The organism is Zobellia galactanivorans, from assembly GCF_000973105.1.
GTDB lineage: Bacteria > Bacteroidota > Bacteroidia > Flavobacteriales > Flavobacteriaceae > Zobellia > Zobellia galactanivorans.
This window is the reverse complement of the sequence record NC_015844.1, coordinates 4776736-4795625: the sequence shown is the minus strand read 5'-3', so window position 1 is coordinate 4795625 and position 18890 is coordinate 4776736. Positions and strand designations below refer to the sequence as shown.

Sequence of the window (18890 nt, the reverse complement as noted above, 5' to 3'; positions counted from 1 at the left end):
GCTATTTGGCAAGATACCGCCCTTGTAAAATAACTTTTCACTAAGCCATGTTATAAAGCGTGAAATGTATATCTTTACCATCTCAATTCAGGAAATGCAGTTTAAATATCCGGAACTTTTTTGGGCCCTTTTTCTCCTCCTGATCCCTATTTTCATTCATTTGTTCCAATTACGACGTTTCAAGAAAACGCCCTTCACCAATGTCAAGTTCCTAAAGAAGGTCGTTTCGGAGTCGAGACAGAGCAACACCCTTAAAAAATGGTTGCTATTGTTTACCCGAATGTCGCTCTTAGCTGCCTTGGTCTTTGCCTTTTCACAACCTTTTTTCGCTGAAAAGTCCGCCCTTAAACAAAAGGAAACGGTTATCTATTTAGATGATTCCTTTAGTATGCAACTCAAGAGCGAAGGCACTACCCTATTGGAAAATGCTGTTCAGGACTTGATTAAAAAGCTTCCTAAAACGGAACGCTTTTCACTGTTCACCAACACCAAAACGTTTAGAAACACGAGTCTTCAAGATATTCAAAATGAACTTCTCGCCTTGGGTTTCCATAACAAACAGTTGAAGATCAACGAAGTGTTCCTAAAGGGGCAGACCCTCTTTTCTTCCGACCCTTCAACGGAGAAAAACTTGATCGTCCTTTCCGACTTTCAACAGCGTATGGCCGGTGGTTCTGCCGAAAAGTTATCTCGATTACAGCTGCACTTGGTGCGTTTGGGAGCGGATGCGGTTACCAATGTCGCCATAGACTCGGCTTATATTACCTCGGAAACCTCGGAAAACCTTACGCTTTCGGTAGAATTATCAAGTACCAACCAAAAAGAAAGTGTTCCGGTCTCCTTGTTCAACGGTGATAAATTGGCTGCAAAAACTTCGGCTTCCTTTGACGCATCCCCGACAGTTACCATAAGTTTCAGCCTTCCTAAAAACGAGGTTTTCAATGGGAAAATCGAAATCGATGATTCTGGATTAAGCTATGACAACCGACTCTTTTTCAACATAGGCGAACGGGAAAAAATAAAGGTTTTGTCGGTGGGCAACCAAAAAAACGATTTTCTGAAACGTATTTTTACCGAAGACGAGTTTGCCTATACGGCCTTTGAGCTCAAAAACCTAAATTATAGCACTCTTGCTGCACAACACCTGATCGTGCTTAACGATCTGCCGCAAATTCCTGCCTCCTTGACGACCAGCCTAAAGGCTTTTATCGCAAATGGGGGGCATTTGACCATTATACCCGCCGTAGGTATTGATATGGATTCATACAATCTATTGACCTCAAATTACGCCACAAGCTTTGTCCAATCGCTTCGTGATGAACGCGAGATTACCAACATCTCTTTTTCGCATCCTTTGTACCAAAACGTATTTGAAAAAAACGTTACCAATTTTCAATATCCGAAAGCTTCCGAATTCTATCAAATCAAGACCTCGGCACCAACGGCATTGGGTTTTCAGGGCGGTATACCCTTTTTAGTGGGCGATGAGTCCTTCTTTTTGTTCACGGCATCCCTGGGACCCGAAAATTCGAATTTCACCAAATCCCCCCTGGTCGTACCTACCTTTTACAATATGGCCATGGGCAGTTTAAAACTCCCTCCGCTTTATACCGTATTGGGAGAATCTACGACCATAGACATTGCTACTACCCTTGCCCCGGACCATATCTTGAAATTAAAGAAACCGGACTTTGAATTTATTCCGCAACAGCGGTCACTGGCCCATAAAGTATCTCTTTTCTTTAATGGCGACCTACAGGAAGACGGCATCTATGCGGTGATGGAAGACCAGAAAACTACAAAGAATATAAGCTTTAACCACAACCGAAACGAAAGCAAATTGGCCTATTTGAATACCGAGCAATTGGGAAGCGATCTGTCCGCAACCTCTATTGCATCGCTATTCGACACCATTGAAAAAGACAACAGCGTAACCGAGCTTTGGAAATGGTTTGTTATTTTAGCGCTGCTTTTGCTGTTTGTTGAAGTACTCATTCAAAAATATCTTAAATGAACATCCTCTTAAAATCGGCGAAAATAATTGATCAAAACAGCGAAGAGCTTCATTTAAAGACCCGCGACATACTTATCAAAAAGGGAACTATTGCCAAGATAGCGGCCAAAATAGAGCCCGAAGGAAAAACAAGGGTCATTAAACATAAAAACCTTCATGTTTCCATCGGTTGGTTCGATAGTAGCGTGGCCTTCGGGGAACCTGGCTATGAAGAACGGGAAACCATCGCCAACGGTCTACATACCGCGGCCCTGAGCGGCTTTACCGATATAGTCCTCAACCCCAGTACCCATCCCGCACCCGATAGTAGTTCGTCTATTGTGTTCTTAAAAAATGCAGCGGCCGATCAATTGACCTCCCTTCACCCCTTGGGCACCTTAACGGTAGATGCCAAAGGCATAGACCTGGCCGAATTGTACGATATGAAAAATGCCGGGGCGGTCGGATTTTTCGACTTTAAAAAACCGTTGACCAATCCCAACCTCTTGAAAATTGCCTTGCAATATGTCCAGAATTTTGAGGGACTGGTCTACTCCTTCCCCATGGATACCCGAATCGCCGGTAAGGGCATTGTCAATGAAGGCGAGGTGTCGACCAAACTAGGACTTAAAGGGATTCCTATTTTAGCGGAAGAACTGCAAGTGGCCAGAGACCTTTTTATCTTGGAATATACAGGAGGAAAACTACACATACCCACTATTTCTACGGCCAAATCGGTGAAATTGATTGCCGAGGCCAAAAAGAAAGGTTTAGATGTAAGCTGCAGCGTTGCCGTACATAACCTAAGTTTTACCGATGACTGCCTTGAGGAATTCGATTCGGCCTATAAGACCCTGCCACCTTTACGGACAAAGACCGATGCGAAGGCCCTTATCAAGGGGTTAAAAGACGGTATTATCGACTTTGTCGCCAGCGACCACAGCCCTATGAACATTGAGGAAAAACGTGTGGAATTCGACAATGCTTCTTACGGAAGTATCGGACTTGAAAGTGCTTTTGGCAGCCTCAATACCCTTTTGGACACCGAAACTACCATAGGCTTGTTGACGAAAGGAAGGGAACGCTACGGATTAAAATCACCGGTTTTAAAGGAAGGGGAAAAAGCCTGCCTTACCTTGTTCGATCCCGAAGTAAACTATATCTTTGAAGAAGGACATATAAGCTCTACCTCAAAGAACAGTATGTATATGGGTTCCCCATTAAAAGGGAAAGTATACGGAACAATCAATAAAGGATTGTTCGTTACGGAGGAAGCATAAAAAAATAACACCTAAAACCAACACAATGGACCAAACTACGATCGACAAGGGTAAAACCATGGCAATTATCAGCTACATTACATTAATAGGAACCTTAGTGGCCTACATCATGAACAACAAAGAACAGAATGAGTTCGCCAAGTTCCATATCGGGCAGGCCCTTAGGGCATGGCTTACGGGAATTGTGGTATCGATTATCGCTGCCGTGTTGATTGTGGTCACGGGAATAGGCCTGCTCAGTTACCTTCAATACATCGGGTTGATTTTGGCCGTTATAGGCCTTATGAACGCCGTAAACGGGAAGGCGGAGAAAATTCCATTGGTCGGCGATATCGGGTAAGCCCTTTATTTATATACGATACAAAAAAGGGACCTTATAGGGGTCTCTTTTTTTTGTGCAAGACTAGCTCATATCTTAACTTTGACGGCATGAATACAGTAAAGGAAGGAAAAACCACGGCCTTAACGGCTTATTTTACCATTATAGGTTCGCTTATTGCCATAAGCATGAACTCCGATGCCAAAAATGAGTTCGCCCGCTTTCACACGAGACAGGCCTTTGGGCTTCACCTCTTTTTTTTGGGCTTTGCCCTATTTTTGAGCCAGTGGTTCAATGAGTATGCTTGGTACGGCCTGTACATCTGTTATTTTGTACTTTGGTGGTACGGCTTTCTCGGAGCCCTGAACGGAAAAAAACAGTCCGTTCCCCTAGTTGGTGATTTCTTTCAAAAATGGTTTACATTTATCCAATGACAACAGCCCCCCTATCATTAGAACACCTGATCAGACCCTCTAGCCTCAAAGAAGGAAAAGCCCCGGTTCTTTTTATGTTCCATGGCTATGGAAGTAATGAGGAAGACTTGTTTTCCTTTGCGCCGGAACTTCCCGAAGAACTTTGTATCATCTCGGTTCGGGCCCCTTACCCCTTGGAGCCTTTTGGTTACGCGTGGTACGCCATTAATTTTGATGCCCAACAGGGCAAATGGAGCGATGATGAACAGGCCAAAAGTTCTAGGGATAAAATCGTGGCCTTTATAGATGAGGCCTGTGCGACTTATGCCCTTGATGCGGAACGTGTCACCATTTTAGGTTTTAGCCAAGGAACGATATTGAGCTATGCCGTAGCCATATCCTATCCCGAGAAAATAAAAAACGTGGTGGCCTTGAGCGGTTATATCAACGAAGCGATCTTAAAAGAAGGCTATCAAGAAAAGGACCACTCCAACTTAAAAATCTATGCTTCACATGGTCAGGTGGATCAAGTGATTCCCCCTGAATGGGCGCAGAAAGCCCCTGAGTTTCTTAAAAACCTCGACATTGACCACTTATACGAAGAGTTTCCTGTGGGACACGGAGTCGCTCCCCAAAATTTCCATTCGTTCAAAAAGTGGTTGGAAGGTAAAATATAGCTATTCACTTCGTGTATAAAGCAAATGGTCAAGCATTGTAAAATCGACGCTTAGATCATCTTTTAGCTCGTACTTGATCAATAGCTCTCCCCAATATTTTCCGTCCGAAAAATCGGTCAATATCCATTTGTGGTTCAAGACTTTGATCTTGTTGATCTTAAAGTCGCTATCCATACCCTCATACGGCACCAAAGGATTGTCACCCTTGCTTTCATTGGTTTCCAATAGCTTGTCGGCAATATAACGGGATGGGTCCTCCAATTCCAAATGGTCGTAATAGGCCAAGGCATCATCGTTGTTTTCCAAGGAAAAATATTGCATTTCCAAAACTTTCAGCTGCGTATCCCGAACCGAATCGCGCAATTGCTCGATCTGCCCCCCAAGTTTGTTAATTCGGGAATCTTTGGCCTTTACCATATTGCCGTTGCTGACAAAAAGGTAAAGACAGATCAGTGACACAAAAATGAAGAGGTATAAAAATATTTTACTTTTCATAAAATGAAGAATTATTTACTCTTTAAACGGTTAAGGTCAAGTTATCGTAAGCCAAATGTACATTTTTTGGTAATTTTTTTTCAACTTCCTCATGAAAGCCGAGCATATGGCTAATGTGGGTAAGGTAGGCCTTTTCGGGTTGAATCTTATCGATGAAGGCCAAGGCTTCCTCTAGGTTAAAATGCGAATGGTGGGGTTCTTCACGAAGTGCGTTGACTACCAAAAACTTAGTGCCCTTTACTTTTTCGGCCTCTTCATCGCTTATGGTCTTTACATCGGTCAGGTAAGTAAAATGTTTGATTCGAAAGCCCAGTACCTTGATTCGGTTATGACTGGCCTCGATCGGCATAACGGAAACATCGCCGATAGTAAACCTATGGTCTTTGTCTATTAGGTTGACCGCCACCGCCGGTGCCCCGGGATATCGGTTTTCATCCGCAAAAATATAATCGAAACGCCGTTTAAGGGAATCGGCAACGCGTTTATGCAAATATATAGGTATATCGCCCTGTCTAAAGAAATAGGGACGAATATCATCTAGTCCCGCAGTATGATCGGAGTGCTCATGGGTGAAAAGGACCCCATCGAGCTTGCTTACCTGACTGGTCAACATCTGTTGCCTGAAATCAGGACCGCAATCTATCACATAATTGTAGTCTTTCCATGATATCAAGAGGGATACACGTAGCCTCTTGTCCTTAGGGTCCGTACTGTGGCAAACCGGGTGATTACTGCCTATTACGGGTATTCCCTGAGAAGTGCCCGTACCTAAAAATGTAATTTTAAACGCATCGCTCATCTAAGCTCAAATTTATAACTAAATAATTTAATAGATTAGCTGAACTTGTTAACTTTGTTGAAAGCAAAATCCAACTAAATGGCCTCAGTTCTAAAAAGGGACAGCACCTTTGAAAATATTCCTTCCATCAAAGCCAAAACTTTACGGATCAACCTAAACCCTGACATCTACGGAACTTTTGCTGAAATTGGCGCAGGCCAAGAAACAGCGAGACATTTCTTTCGTTCGGGCGGAGCGTCCGGTACTATTGCCAAGGCGATGAGTGCCTACGATAAAGATTTTAGCGATGCCATTTACGGTATTGAAACCGATGGTAGGTACGTAACACAATCTCGTTTAAAAAAGATGCTCTCGCATGAAATGACGCTCATGGAAGAGCGTATCAGCCGCGAGACCCATCCAGACCGACTTTTCTTTTCCTATGCCAATACAGTGGCAACCATTGATTTCTCGAAAAGATATAAGGGTCACGGCTGGGTAGGCATCCGTTTTCAACTCGATCCCACTCAAAAAGAGTTGGACGAAATCATACTGCACATTCGTTTTAAACAAAACGAAGCCCGATTGCAACAGGAAACATTGGGAATTCTTGGCGTTAATTTGATTTACGGTGCCTTTTACAAGTATCACAAACCAAAAAAGATGCTTAAGTATCTCTATGACCACATTGACAAGGATACCGTGGAAATCGACATGGTAAACTTTTCAGGTCCTAATTTTAAGGATGTGGACAACCGATTGATGAGCTTGCAGTTGATCCGAAACGACATGACCGATGCGGTGATGTTCGGCCCTGATGGCAACAACTTCTTGCCGGCGGCCGCATTGTACAAAAAAAATATCTTGGCCCTGCGCGGAAGCTTTAGGCCGGTTACCAAAGTGAACATGGATATGTTTCATAAATCGTATGACATTTTTATACGAGATCCGGCGGTCAACCAAGAAAGCACCATGGTCATTTTTGAAATCACCCTATCGAACCTTAAGGCTTCGGGGGAAATAGACGAACAAGATTTTATGGATCGCGCCGAATTGCTCTGTGCCCTCGGCCACAACGTAATGATATCCAAATTTCAGGAATACTATAAACTGGTAGAATACTTCAATCGGTATACCAAGGCCAAAATAGGTCTTACCATGGGAGTCAACAATCTGGTGGATATCTTTGACGAAAAGTATTACCGACATTTATCGGGAGGCATCTTGGAAGCCTTTGGTAAGTTGTTCTTCAAAGACCTTCAGGTGTACCTCTACCCTATGAAAAATGCTGAAACCGGTCAAATTATGACCAGTAACAACATTAAGGTCCACCCGAGAATGAAAGAGCTTTACAAGTTCTTCAAGTACAACGGTAAGGTGATGGACATTATAGACTATGACCCCGAAATCATGCATATTTTCTCGAGAGACGTGCTAAAGAAAATCATCAATGGTGATGAAGGCTGGGAAGACATGTTACCGAAAGGCATTCCCGAAATCATTAAAGAAGAAAAGCTGTTTACCAGAAAACTGCTGAAATCGGAAGATGAAGATAAAGTAAAATAGAAAGAGGGGCCTAAGCCCCTCTTTAATTTATATCGCAAATGTATGGATGTAAAATCAGTCCAATAGTTGGGCGGCGTGGTCCTTGGTCTTTACCTTATCGATTACCTTGGTCACTATCGCATTTTCATCGATGACAAAGGTCTTTCTGTGGATACCGTCGTATTCGCGTCCCATAAATTTCTTAGGGCCCCATACCCCGAAAGTATTGATTACCGTACGGTCTTCATCGGCCAACAAGGGAAACGGAAAACCGTATTTCTTTTTAAAATTGCCCTGTCTTTTTTCTGAATCGGCACTAACACCCAATAGTTCGTACCCTTGTTCCTGAAGTTCTTGGTAATTGTCCCTTAGGTTACAAGCTTCTGCCGTACACCCTGGGGTGCTCGCTTTCGGATAAAAGAACACAATGAGCTTTTTACCGCTGTAGTCAGATAATTTAATTGTATTCCCGTCTTGGTCTTTCGCTGAAAAATCGGGTACTTTGTCCCCTACTTGTAATGTATTCATAGCTATCGTTCTTTTTGTATACGAGGCTAAAATTAGACAAAAATGACAAAAGCGGAAAAGATTGATTTCACCATTACGACTTTACGTGATATTTATCCCTCTATACCGGTGCCCTTAGACCACAAAGACCCTTATACTTTGTTGATCGCCGTATTGTTATCGGCACAAAGTACCGATGTTCGGGTGAACAAGATTACCCCCCTATTATTTGAAAGGGCCGATAATCCGTATGATATGGTTAAGATGTCGGTAGAGGAAATTCGTGAAATCATAAAGCCTGTGGGCCTCTCCCCTATGAAATCAAAGGGAATCTACGGCTTGTCAAAAATACTTATCGATAAATACGAGGGCGAGGTACCGAAAGACATAGCGCTTTTGGAAGAGTTGCCCGCCGTGGGACATAAAACGGCCAGTGTGGTGGTCTCACAGGCTTTCGGTATACCTGCTTTTCCCGTAGACACCCATATTCATAGGCTTATGTACCGTTGGGGGTTTTCGAATGGTAAAAATGTGGTTCAAACCGAAAAAGATGCCAAGCGCCTGTTTCCAAAAGAACTTTGGAACGACTTGCATCTTCAGATAATTTGGTACGGAAGGGAATACTCTCCGGCCCGGGGATGGGATCTAGAAAAAGATATTATAACAAAGACCATCGGTAGAAAGACCGTAATCGATGCTTACTACAAAACAAAAAAGACCCGATAAACGGGTCTGTATCTTTAGTTTAAGCTGTTTTCAAAACGAAAATTATTGTATTCAACAATATGAAATTGTTTAGAAAAACTTAGTAAAAAGTTGATTGTTTCCTTCGTAGCTTTTACAGCATTGCCTCTTTCAAGGTTTTCAGAGTAAATTTTTTCCATAATAGTAGCATAGTTATACAATGGATAACGCAACTAGATTGGAAATATTGTTGAGAATTCTCAGCTACTTATTAATTCGTTAAAACAATATTATGTTTGTCAATGATTTTTCTAAGGTTAATAAGGGCATAACGCATTCTTCCCAAGGCCGTGTTAATGCTTACTCCGGTGTTTTCAGAGATTTCCTTAAAGCTCATGTCTTTGTAGATACGCATTACCAAAACTTCTTTTTGATCATCTGGTAATTCTTCGATCAAATGTTTAAGGTCAGAAGTAATTTGGTCTTTAATAAGCTGCTTTTCCGCATTTAACTTATCATCTCCGATTACGGAAAAGATATTGAAATCATCATTTCCTTCGAACATCGGCATCCTTTTGTTCTTTCTAAAATGATCGATGATCAAGTTATGGGCGATACGCATTACCCAAGGTAAAAACTTTCCCTCTTCACTATATGAACCTCTTTTTAAAGTTTTGATCACTTTAATAAATGTGTCCTGGAAAATATCTTCGGTCACATCGCGATCCAAAACCTTAGAGTAAATAAAACTAGATATTCTTTGGTTGTGACGGTTGATCAAAATCTCAAGAGCTTTTTCGTCTCCGCTGATATAATCTCTTACTAGTATTGAATCTTCGATTTGTTGGTTCATTGTGTAGGGTTTTTTAGTTTAAGATTTGAGACTTTCCTAAGAAAGACTACCGTTATTTAGTTATTTTAAGAATGTAATTTTATCCTTTGGTGGATGGCCTTGTTATTAATTATGATATAAAACTAGATAATAGAGGGGTCTAGAAAAAAACATTGTTGTAAAACCGCTTGTTTTTGATGTGAAAACCTACTTTTCCCTTTTTCAACAAAATAAAATGGTTCGAAGTGCGTTAGCCACACAAAATCAATACCCTGAAGATGTATGGCCTGGTATTGTTTTAAAAGGAGAATATACATATCATACAATACTTATTATAAACACAGGCTTTATGGGTACTTATTTCCTACAAAAAAGGCCCTTGCACAATTCGTGCAAGGGCCTTTTATATAATATAAGGTTATTCGTCAGTTCATATTTGACTCAAACTGTAAACCTTTGGCTTCTGTAATACTTAGAGATTTGGAATAAGCCAATAGAAACTCAACGGTTTCAGGCTTCGCTTTTACCAATCTACATTTGTCCGATTCTGTAGCGTAAATTTTTCCCATATATATTCAGTATTGTTACCGCATAATAACGCAACTGATATAAATATAATGAATTGCTTCGACCTATGGTTAATTAATTCGTCAAAGCAATGTTGTTCTGTTCAATAATCTTCCGCAAATTAATAAGGGCATAGCGCATACGGCCCAGTGCGGTATTTATACTTACCCCGGTATTTTCCGAGATTTCCTTAAAACTCATATCCCTATAGATACGCATGACCAAAACCTCCTTTTGGTCTTCAGGTAGTTCATCTACCAAAATTTCAAGGTCACAATCGATCTGGTCTTTTATTAACTGTCGTTCTATATTTAGCTTTTCGTCCCCTATGTGGGCGAAAATATCAAAAGTATCGGACCCCTCGAACATAGGCATTCGGCTATTTTTTCTAAAGTGGTCTATAATAAGGTTATGGGCGATACGCATCACCCATGGCAAAAATTTACCTTCTTCATTATAGGTGCCCCGTCGAAGTGTTTTGATGACCTTAATAAAGGTGTCTTGAAAAATGTCTTCGGTAATATCACGGTTGTTTACCTTGGAGTAAATAAAACTGCTGAGCCGCTGGTTGTGCTTTTCAATCAGAATCTCCAAAGCTTTTTCATCACCCGAGATGTAATTTTTAATAAGAAGGGAATCTTTTGTCAATATATCCATAACAATTACTTTAATAGTTAAAACCTGACGTCCTTTTCATAGAAAAGGTCTGGTAGATAATGTTTTAATCTTTCTAAAAGTAATTTTTCGCTATAGGCGTCTTAACATTTTGTTGGGGTCAAATATAGAAAAAATTAAATGACTTTAGAAAATTTCTGACGTTATCGACACATTTTTTAATGTGAACTGTACAATTTTAGCTATTGAAATCATCATATCGTATCTTTGTAAGCTTAGATAAGCACATGGCAGAAATAGTAGACGTAAACCCCAAGTACAACATAATCATTAAGGGAGCAAAACTGCACAACTTAAAGAATATCGACGTTGTCATCCCCCGAAACAAATTGGTGGTCATTACCGGTCTTTCGGGTTCCGGAAAATCGAGTTTGGCTTTCGATACGCTTTATGCCGAAGGCCAAAGAAGGTATGTAGAAAGTCTTTCGTCTTATGCAAGGCAATTCTTGGGCAAGCTAGACAAACCCAAGGTTGATTATATAAAAGGTATAGCGCCCGCCATCGCCATTGAACAAAAGGTGAATTCTACCAACCCACGTTCTACCGTAGGTACTACCACCGAAATTTACGATTACCTCAAACTGCTCTACGCCCGTATCGGCCGTACCATCTCCCCTATTTCCGGGCGAGAGGTCAAAAAAGATACGGTTACCGATGTGGTCGAACAGGTAAAGACATACGAGGAAGGCACCAAGTTACTTTTATTGGCCCCGATCCAAATAGATGCGAACCGAGATACCATCAAATCACTACAATTGCTCTCAAAGCAAGGCTACGCGCGTATCAAATATAAGGGCGAAGTACTTCGTATAGACAACGTACCTGATGATATTTCACGGAATTTCGATTTGGTCGTCGATCGGATTATTGTCAAAGATGACGAAGATTTCTACAATCGTTTGGCAAATGCCGTCGATACCGCTTTTTTTGAAGGAAAAGGTGAATGTGCCATTGAAGAACTCAACAGCAAAGAGCGCATTCCCTTCAGCAATAAGTTTGAGCTTGATGGGATGACGTTTTTAGAACCAAATGTACATCTGTTCAGTTTTAACAACCCTTATGGGGCCTGTCCGAAATGCGAAGGCTATGGCGATGTTATCGGTATTGATGAAGACCTAGTGGTGCCCAATACAGCCCTTTCTGTTTATGAAAATGCCATTTTCCCATGGCGAGGCGAAAGTATGGGGTGGTACAGGGACCAACTGGTAAACTCTTCCTACAAATTCGATTTCCCGATACACAAACCTTGGTTCGAACTTTCCGAAGAACAAAAACAACTGGTCTGGGACGGAAACGAACATTTTATCGGCCTACATAAGTTTTTTGGTCAACTAGAGGAAAAAAGCTATAAAATTCAAAACCGGGTGATGCTTTCGCGCTACCGGGGAAAAACCAAATGCAACGTTTGCCACGGAAAACGCCTGCGCAAGGAAACGGACTATGTAAAAATTGCCGGTAAGAACATTTCCGACTTGGTCGAACTTCCCATTAAAAAGTTGATTCCGTTTTTTGATGATTTGGTTTTGGATAAATACGATTCGAAAATCGCTTCCCGCCTTTTAAAGGAAATCAATACCAGGCTCGGTTTTCTCGATAAGGTAGGATTAAGCTATCTGACCATGAACCGAAAGTCGAATACCTTATCGGGTGGTGAAAGCCAACGGATCAACCTAGCAACCTCTTTGGGCAGTAGCCTTGTAGGAAGCATGTATATTCTTGATGAACCCAGTATCGGACTACATCCTAAAGACACCGAAAACCTGATCGATGTTTTGTTGTCCTTACGCGATTTGGGCAATACCGTAATCGTAGTCGAACACGACGAAGACATTATGAAGGCTGCCGACGAAGTCATAGATATTGGCCCGGAAGCGGGAACACATGGCGGTGAGGTAGTGGCCCATGGGACCTTGGACGACATCTTAAAATCGAATTCACTGACTGCAGGATACTTGAACGGCACGAAAGAAATCAGTGTGCCCACAAAAAGACGGACCTCTCCCGATTATATTACGATTAAAGGGGCCCGCGAAAACAACCTTAAAAATATAGATGTTACTTTTCCATTAAACATGCTTACCGTAATAACCGGTGTTTCCGGTAGTGGAAAGAGTACCTTGGTCAAAAAACTCCTCTACCCTATTATTTTAAAGGAAGTTGGTGGTTACGGCGAAAAGGCCGGACAGTATACCAAAGTAGAAGGAAAATACAAGACCATAAAACATGTCGAGTTCGTAGACCAGAACCCCATTGGTAGGTCTTCACGCTCAAATCCCGTGACCTATATAAAGGCCTACGATGATATCAGAAACCTCTTTGCGGCACAGAAACTGAGTAAAATCAGGGCTTATCAGGCCAAACACTTCTCTTTTAATGTCGATGGAGGCCGGTGTGAAAAATGTAAGGGGGAAGGCGAAATTACGGTAGAAATGCAGTTTATGGCCGATGTACACCTTCAATGCGATACCTGTGGGGGTAAGCGTTTTAAAAAGGAAGTCTTGGAAGTAAAGTTTCATGAGGCCAATATCGATGACGTTCTTAATATGACCATTGATGATGCCATTGCCTTTTTTGATATCCATAAACAAAACAAGATCGTAAACAAACTAAAACCTTTACAAGATGTTGGCTTGGGCTATGTAACCCTTGGACAGTCTTCTTCTACCCTTTCGGGCGGTGAGGCACAGCGTATTAAACTGGCTTCCTTTTTGGTCAAGGGCACGACCAAGGACAAGGCCTTGTTCATTTTTGACGAACCCACTACAGGACTACATTTTCACGATATCAAAAAACTTTTGAAGTCATTTGATGCCCTTATAGAAAAGGGCCATTCGGTCATTGTGATCGAACATAATGTAGAGCTCATCAAGTGTGCGGACTATATTATTGATCTAGGCCCGGAAGGCGGTGAAAATGGAGGGCAACTTTTGGCGGAAGGCACGCCCGAGGAAATAATCAAAAGCAGCACTTCGTTTACGGCCAAGTATCTAAAGGAAAAATTGTAGCTAGCCGTATAGCCCTTACAAATCAAATTAGAGACCCCATTTTAGCTTAAAGAATGGGGTCTTTTTTATGGATTTGATTCCGTATCAAATTATTTATAAAGCCTATTTCCTCCCTTTTTAAAATAACAATTCGATTTAATTAACTCAATATCAGATAGTTGCATTTGTGTTCCGATTTTTGGCACGCTGTTTGTTTATTACAACTCGAATGTAAATAATTACACTCAGGAATTTAAAACCTTATAGCATGAGAAACTTACTACTCTTTTTTTCGGCCCTTATTTTAGGCACTACCGGTGCCATGGCCACAGTTACAGTAGAAGATAAGGTTGCAGAACGCAATGCTTATGGATACAACGACTCATTTATTTTTGTCGAAAATGGCATTACGTTTTCGGTATATCCTGATGGTGAGTTTGATTTTTACATTGATGGTCGCGTCACCGGACGTAGAAACGGTGTTACCTTTAACTCTGGTTATGATTATAGCCCGTACGCCCAATATGATGATTACGGTGCGGTAATTCAAGTAGAGAACGTACCTATTTATTACGATTATTACGGACGTGTTACCCAAATAGGTGATGTTGACATAAGTTATAACAACGGACGCATCCGTAGATTGGGAGGCATGAGCATCTATTACAACCACAGAGGTCTATATGATTATCATACGGGGTATATAAACATTTACAACAGACGCTATGTCCACAGACCCTTCCATGCCTTTTTTACCAGACCGTCAATTGGCTTTTGTCTTGTGTACAACAGGCCTTATAGAAGATATTACAGTCCTGTTCGTTATACCTATTATTCTCCTTACAGACATAATACAAGACGATTCTATGCCAAAATCGGTAAAACCCATCGCTATAATAAAATTAGGAGCGAAAGATCAAGGGTATATAGAAACGATAAAAGGGTAAGCGTACGAAGCAGTGCCCGCAGAACTAACAGTTTGGCTTCCAATAGAAGCAGCAATGTTTCTAAATCAAGGAATACTACGGCCCGTCATAGTGCCGCTGTAAGAAGCACGAACAGAAGTAGCGCGGTGCGCAATGGAAAAACCAGCAAGGCCACGGTAAACCGGTCATCGACCCGTGTTCGCCCGAGTAACGGTACTTCTGTAACCCGAAAAACGACTACCGTACGCAAACCGAATAGAAGTACGGTAACCAAAAGAACAACGGTGACCAAAACATCATCGGCCAAGAGACCAACGCGCAGTGCGGTAAGCTCTAGCAACCGTAACCGCTATAGCTCTTCTCAAAATAAAAACACGGTCCGAAGCACAAAACGGACACCTACCCAGAGTAGAAGCAGCGTGTCGAACCGTAGTTCATCAAGAAGTTCCGTGAGCAAAGCCCCTTCAAGAAGCAGCTCGAACAACAGCGCTTCAAGATCGACTTCATCGAGAAGCTCAAGAAGATATTAAAATAGTTTTTAGGTTGGTTAGTTGTTGCCCCCGCAGTAGATTCGTCTGCTGCGGGGGTTTTATTTTAGATGGCTTTCTCAACCGTAACCTTAATCGATTTACTGATCGGTGTTTTGCTCTTATCGGCGTATTGGTCATAAGGCACCAAGACATTGGTTTCAGGGTAGTAGGCGGCCAAATCACCTGAAGGGATATTATACGGTACTACCAGAAACTTATGTGCCGTACGTACCTTTCCATTATAGGTACTTTTAATATGTACCACGTCCATCTTTTTCAAGTTCCTTTTTTCCATATCCTTGGCATTCATAAAAAGAACCCGCCTTTCATTGTAGATTCCGCGGTACCTGTCATCCATTCCATAGATCGTAGTGTTGAACTGATCATGGGAGCGAATGGTCATCAACATGAGCTCTTCATCCTTTAAATCGTGTTCGGGCAAGGGGTTTCGGGTCAGCTGGGCCCGACCATTGGGCAGCATACTAAAATCGAGATCACGAACATTGTTGGGTAGATAATACCCTATTCCTTTTGACCTTTCCTTTGTATTTTCAAACCCTTTGATGATTAAGTCGATACTCTCCCGAATTAGCTCATAATCCTCTCCCATGGCTTTCCAGTTTACCGAATGCCCGGCTCCAAAATGAGTATGGGCCAGTTCGGCGATAAGCTCTGGTTCACTTTTTATGTTCTCGGAGGTCGGTTTTAGAAGTCCACGTGATTGGCGTACACGGCCCATGCTATCTTCCATGGTCTGGTATCTCAACTTGTCACCTTTCATATCTTTTTCCGACCTACCGAAAGTGGGTAGAATGAGCGCCGTTTTTCCGGTCACCAAATGCGATCGGTTCAATTTCGTACTTATCTGAACCGTAAGTTCACAGTTCTGCATGGCCTCGGCCGTATACAAGGTATCGGAAGCCGCCATTAAAAAATTTCCTCCCAAACAAATAAAAACCTTACCGCTTTCATCATGCATGGCCTTAATGGCCCCAACAACATCAAGTCCCTCTTTATCAGGGGCCTTAAAGCCTAAATGTTTTTCAATACGCTCGTTGAGTTCTGGGTTTACAAAATGCATAATCCCCACACTACGGTCGCCCTGAACGTTGCTATGGCCGCGTACAGGACAGGTGCCAGCGTTGGGTTTTCCTAAGGACCCTTTTAACAAGAGTAGGTTCAAGTATTCGCAAATAGTAGCTACACCGTTCTTATGCTGGGTCAGTCCCATCGCCCAACATATCACGATATTACTACTTGTAGCCAATAAGGCCACGGTTTCATCGATAATGGCTTCCTCTACCCCACATAGTTCGAGTAATGACGATTCGTCGTAGCGGGCCAAGTCGTCCAAAAGTTCTTGGTAACCGTCTACATACTCGCCCAAGAAATCATGGTTAAATACTTTCTGACCGGCTTCATCCAAGGCGGCCAGTCGTTTTAAAATCAATTTCATCAGGGCTATATCTTGATTGATACGCACCTGAAGATGAATATCGGTAAGATTTTCACCTCCACCTATGAGTCCTTTTACATGTTGTGGATTCTTGAAATTAATGAGTCCGGATTCTTCAAGGGGATTGATACTAATCACCTTGCCTCCATTTTTCTTGCATTTTTCTAAGGCCGAAAGCATACGGGGGTGATTCGTTCCCGGGTTTTGTCCGGCCACGATTACCACATCGGCACCGTATAGGTCTTCAAGTTTTACCGAACCTTTACCGATACCCAAGGTCTCTGAAAGGGCTACGCCACTTGATTCGTGGCACATATTGGAACAGTCGGGCATATTATTGGTGCCTAGGGCCCTGGCAAACATACCGTAAAGGTAGGCCGCTTCGTTACTGGATCGCCCGGAAGTATAAAAAATGGCATCATCGGGTGATTTCAATCGCCCTAATTCTTCGGAAATAAGTTCATATGACTCTTGCCATGAGATAGGCTCGTAGTGAATACTGCCCGGCCTAAGAACAAGAGGTTCGGTAAGCCTACCGAATTTGTTCAATTGGTATTCAGTGAGTTTCGATAACTCTTCTACGGAATACTTCTTGAAAAATTCTCGGCCGATCTTATCGGTAGTGGCCTCATCGGCAACTGCCTTTGCCCCATTTTCACAATATTCCGCTATAGTGGAAGGTTTTTCCGGATTGGGCCAAGCGCAACTCGGACAGTCAAAGCCGTCTTCTTGGTTCAGCTCTAAAAATGCACGCATAGAGCGTACAATGCCCATTTCCTTAAATCCGTGGCGCAAGGCCTCTTTTACACCTAATTTTCCGGCAGCGTACCGTACCGGTTCTGTTATCTTGATATTCGAGAAATCTTCGGAACCAATGACCGATACCTTTCTTCGAAAGTTTTCATTCTGCATACTCAACTTATATTTCTAGTGTTGCAATTTAGGGTTAGGGTAATTATCGGACTCGTCTTCCCCCCTATCCTCTATACATGTAAAGTCTTTTTCAACCAAAAGTAATAGGTTTTGTCCATCTCCGAGTGGGACCGAACCATTAAATCCTATGCGGTTGTTGTCTTCCCAGTCTTTCACCAATTCTTGAGGCAAGACTACGGTAATGGTATTATCTTGAAAATCTGCCGTAAGACCAGACACATCTTGGGAACGCAAGGCGTAGGTAAATGAACCGCTTATAAATGGCGTAACCTCTTGTACCACGCCTTCTTTGCAGAGTTGTGTGACTTCTGATTTTGTAATCCGTACGCGAACGGAATTACCTTTGATCCTTATTTTCATCTTAGGTTCTATTGATAACGACCATTAAAAATGGTCTCAAAATTTAATTAGTGTTAAATATACAAGTCAATATCGAAACAACGCGGGATATTCTTCCTTTCTTGGGTCTTGCCCTTGTTTCTGTCTTCCTCGTACAACAAAACTCCTTCTGAAGAGTATATTTTAAAATAAACACCTGGTCCAGGTATGGAAGATATCGGGGTTTCAACACGGATCATCGGCGATAGAAATGTCTGTTTGAAATCAAGTCCCTTATAATCTATTCGAAACTGACCCTTGCTATCGGTCAGGGCACTTCCTAAAAAGTCGTCATTGATCCAGTCCGTATCAAATGCCGCAACGGTCACTCCCTTTACAGGGGTATTATGGTCTTCTTTGGAACGTATATGTCCGATAATCGTCCATATATCAAGTTCCGTGCGAACCTGGTTCCAAAACTTAAAATTGAAGCTATAATTAAAAATGAACTCCTTATCTTCTTGATTCTTACGCCAAACCGGATTCAACCGCCTTAGGGTGAACTGAACCGTGTGCGTCGCCTTTTTTGATTTGCCCTTATCACTAACCACCACATCAATTTCCAAGGGGCCACTACCGTATCGATCGGACAAAGGGATGTTATAGTTGCCCTCATCATCCGTATACCCACTGCCTATAAGATGTTTTGTTTTTTGGATAACGGTCTTAGAAGATAAAATAACAAGCTTACCCTTTTCGATATGGAGTTCATCGGCTTCCGGTAGTACTTTATAAACCCGTATTTCGGCATTTGTCAAAGTCTCATAGAACTCTAAATGCAAACATGCCCTCAAACAACCTCTAACTAAATGCCCCATGTACTCTTAATAAATCAATTGAAATCTAATTTCTTAATGCCTAATGCCATTTATGGCTTAATGTAAAAATTGGACAGAATGTCCACATTAAAGTGACTAT

At 42.0% G+C, this 18890-nt stretch carries 17 protein-coding genes; 9 read left to right on the top strand and 8 right to left on the bottom strand.

Annotation, left to right across the window (positions count from 1 at the left end; genetic code table 11):
• The first annotated feature begins 64 nt into the window (after nucleotides 1–64).
• From ZOBGAL_RS19205 to ZOBGAL_RS19185, 5 genes are all read left to right on the top strand, one after another.
• Complete coding sequence (locus ZOBGAL_RS19205; protein WP_013995405.1) at nucleotides 65–2014, top strand: BatA domain-containing protein; 1950 nt, start codon at nucleotides 65–67, stop codon at nucleotides 2012–2014.
• Complete coding sequence (locus ZOBGAL_RS19200; RefSeq protein WP_013995404.1) at nucleotides 2011–3273, top strand: dihydroorotase; 1263 nt, start codon at nucleotides 2011–2013, stop codon at nucleotides 3271–3273. The genes ZOBGAL_RS19205 and ZOBGAL_RS19200 overlap by 4 nt, the downstream gene beginning before the upstream one ends.
• Nucleotides 3274–3298: 25 nt before the next feature.
• Nucleotides 3299–3613 (top strand): DUF4870 domain-containing protein, encoded by a 315-nt coding sequence (locus tag ZOBGAL_RS19195; RefSeq protein WP_013995403.1) that lies wholly within the window; start codon nucleotides 3299–3301, stop codon nucleotides 3611–3613.
• A gap of 89 nt (nucleotides 3614–3702) precedes the next feature.
• Entirely contained in the window at nucleotides 3703–4026 is a 324-nt protein-coding gene (locus ZOBGAL_RS19190) for a membrane protein (RefSeq protein WP_013995402.1), read from the top strand.
• Nucleotides 4023–4682 carry an alpha/beta hydrolase gene (locus tag ZOBGAL_RS19185; RefSeq protein WP_013995401.1) on the top strand — a complete coding sequence of 220 codons (660 nt, stop codon included), beginning with the start codon at nucleotides 4023–4025 and terminating at the stop codon, nucleotides 4680–4682. Before ZOBGAL_RS19190 ends, ZOBGAL_RS19185 begins: the two co-directional genes overlap by 4 nt.
• Here ZOBGAL_RS19185 and ZOBGAL_RS19180 read toward each other — a convergent pair whose 3' ends face one another.
• Entirely contained in the window at nucleotides 4683–5177 is a 495-nt protein-coding gene (locus ZOBGAL_RS19180; protein ID WP_013995400.1) for a hypothetical protein, read from the bottom strand.
• Nucleotides 5178–5199: 22 nt separating this feature from the next.
• On the bottom strand, nucleotides 5200–5976 hold the full coding sequence (locus ZOBGAL_RS19175) for an MBL fold metallo-hydrolase (RefSeq protein ID WP_013995399.1): 777 nt from the start codon (nucleotides 5974–5976) through the stop codon (nucleotides 5200–5202).
• Between the two features lie 78 nt (nucleotides 5977–6054).
• On the opposite strand from ZOBGAL_RS19175, the gene ZOBGAL_RS19170 reads away from it, so the two are divergent.
• Nucleotides 6055–7521 carry a hypothetical protein gene (locus ZOBGAL_RS19170; protein ID WP_013995398.1) on the top strand — a complete coding sequence of 489 codons (1467 nt, stop codon included), beginning with the start codon at nucleotides 6055–6057 and terminating at the stop codon, nucleotides 7519–7521.
• 54 nt (nucleotides 7522–7575) lie between these two features.
• Here the strand turns inward: ZOBGAL_RS19170 and bcp are convergent, their stop codons facing one another.
• On the bottom strand, nucleotides 7576–8028 hold the full coding sequence (gene bcp / locus ZOBGAL_RS19165; protein WP_013995397.1) for a thioredoxin-dependent thiol peroxidase: 453 nt from the start codon (nucleotides 8026–8028) through the stop codon (nucleotides 7576–7578).
• A 42-nt stretch (nucleotides 8029–8070) separates the two neighbouring features.
• On the opposite strand from bcp, the gene ZOBGAL_RS19160 reads away from it, so the two are divergent.
• Entirely contained in the window at nucleotides 8071–8733 is a 663-nt protein-coding gene (locus tag ZOBGAL_RS19160) for an endonuclease III domain-containing protein (RefSeq protein ID WP_013995396.1), read from the top strand.
• Between the two features lie 229 nt (nucleotides 8734–8962).
• Here ZOBGAL_RS19160 and ZOBGAL_RS19155 read toward each other — a convergent pair whose 3' ends face one another.
• A complete protein-coding gene (locus tag ZOBGAL_RS19155) occupies nucleotides 8963–9544 on the bottom strand; it encodes an RNA polymerase sigma factor (RefSeq protein WP_013995395.1) in 582 nt (193 codons plus the stop codon).
• 621 nt (nucleotides 9545–10165) lie between these two features.
• Entirely contained in the window at nucleotides 10166–10747 is a 582-nt protein-coding gene (locus tag ZOBGAL_RS19150; protein WP_013995393.1) for an RNA polymerase sigma factor, read from the bottom strand.
• Nucleotides 10748–10992: 245 nt separating this feature from the next.
• On the opposite strand from ZOBGAL_RS19150, the gene uvrA reads away from it, so the two are divergent.
• Entirely contained in the window at nucleotides 10993–13770 is a 2778-nt protein-coding gene (uvrA, locus tag ZOBGAL_RS19145; protein WP_013995392.1) for an excinuclease ABC subunit UvrA, read from the top strand.
• Between the two features lie 247 nt (nucleotides 13771–14017).
• Nucleotides 14018–15205 carry a hypothetical protein gene (locus ZOBGAL_RS19140; RefSeq protein WP_046287604.1) on the top strand — a complete coding sequence of 396 codons (1188 nt, stop codon included), beginning with the start codon at nucleotides 14018–14020 and terminating at the stop codon, nucleotides 15203–15205.
• 64 nt (nucleotides 15206–15269) lie between these two features.
• On the opposite strand, the gene ZOBGAL_RS19135 is transcribed toward ZOBGAL_RS19140, so the two are convergent.
• From ZOBGAL_RS19135 to ZOBGAL_RS19125, 3 genes are read right to left on the bottom strand one after another with little or no spacing between them, the layout of a single operon-like run.
• Nucleotides 15270–17573 carry an FdhF/YdeP family oxidoreductase gene (locus ZOBGAL_RS19135; protein WP_013995388.1) on the bottom strand — a complete coding sequence of 768 codons (2304 nt, stop codon included), beginning with the start codon at nucleotides 17571–17573 and terminating at the stop codon, nucleotides 15270–15272.
• A gap of 15 nt (nucleotides 17574–17588) precedes the next feature.
• Entirely contained in the window at nucleotides 17589–17954 is a 366-nt protein-coding gene (locus ZOBGAL_RS19130) for a DUF7009 family protein (RefSeq protein WP_013995387.1), read from the bottom strand.
• A gap of 53 nt (nucleotides 17955–18007) precedes the next feature.
• The gene (locus tag ZOBGAL_RS19125; RefSeq protein ID WP_013995386.1) at nucleotides 18008–18790 is read right to left on the bottom strand and encodes a transthyretin-like family protein; all 783 of its coding nucleotides are present in this window, start codon (nucleotides 18788–18790) and stop codon (nucleotides 18008–18010) included.
• Between the last annotated feature and the right edge of the window lie 100 nt (nucleotides 18791–18890).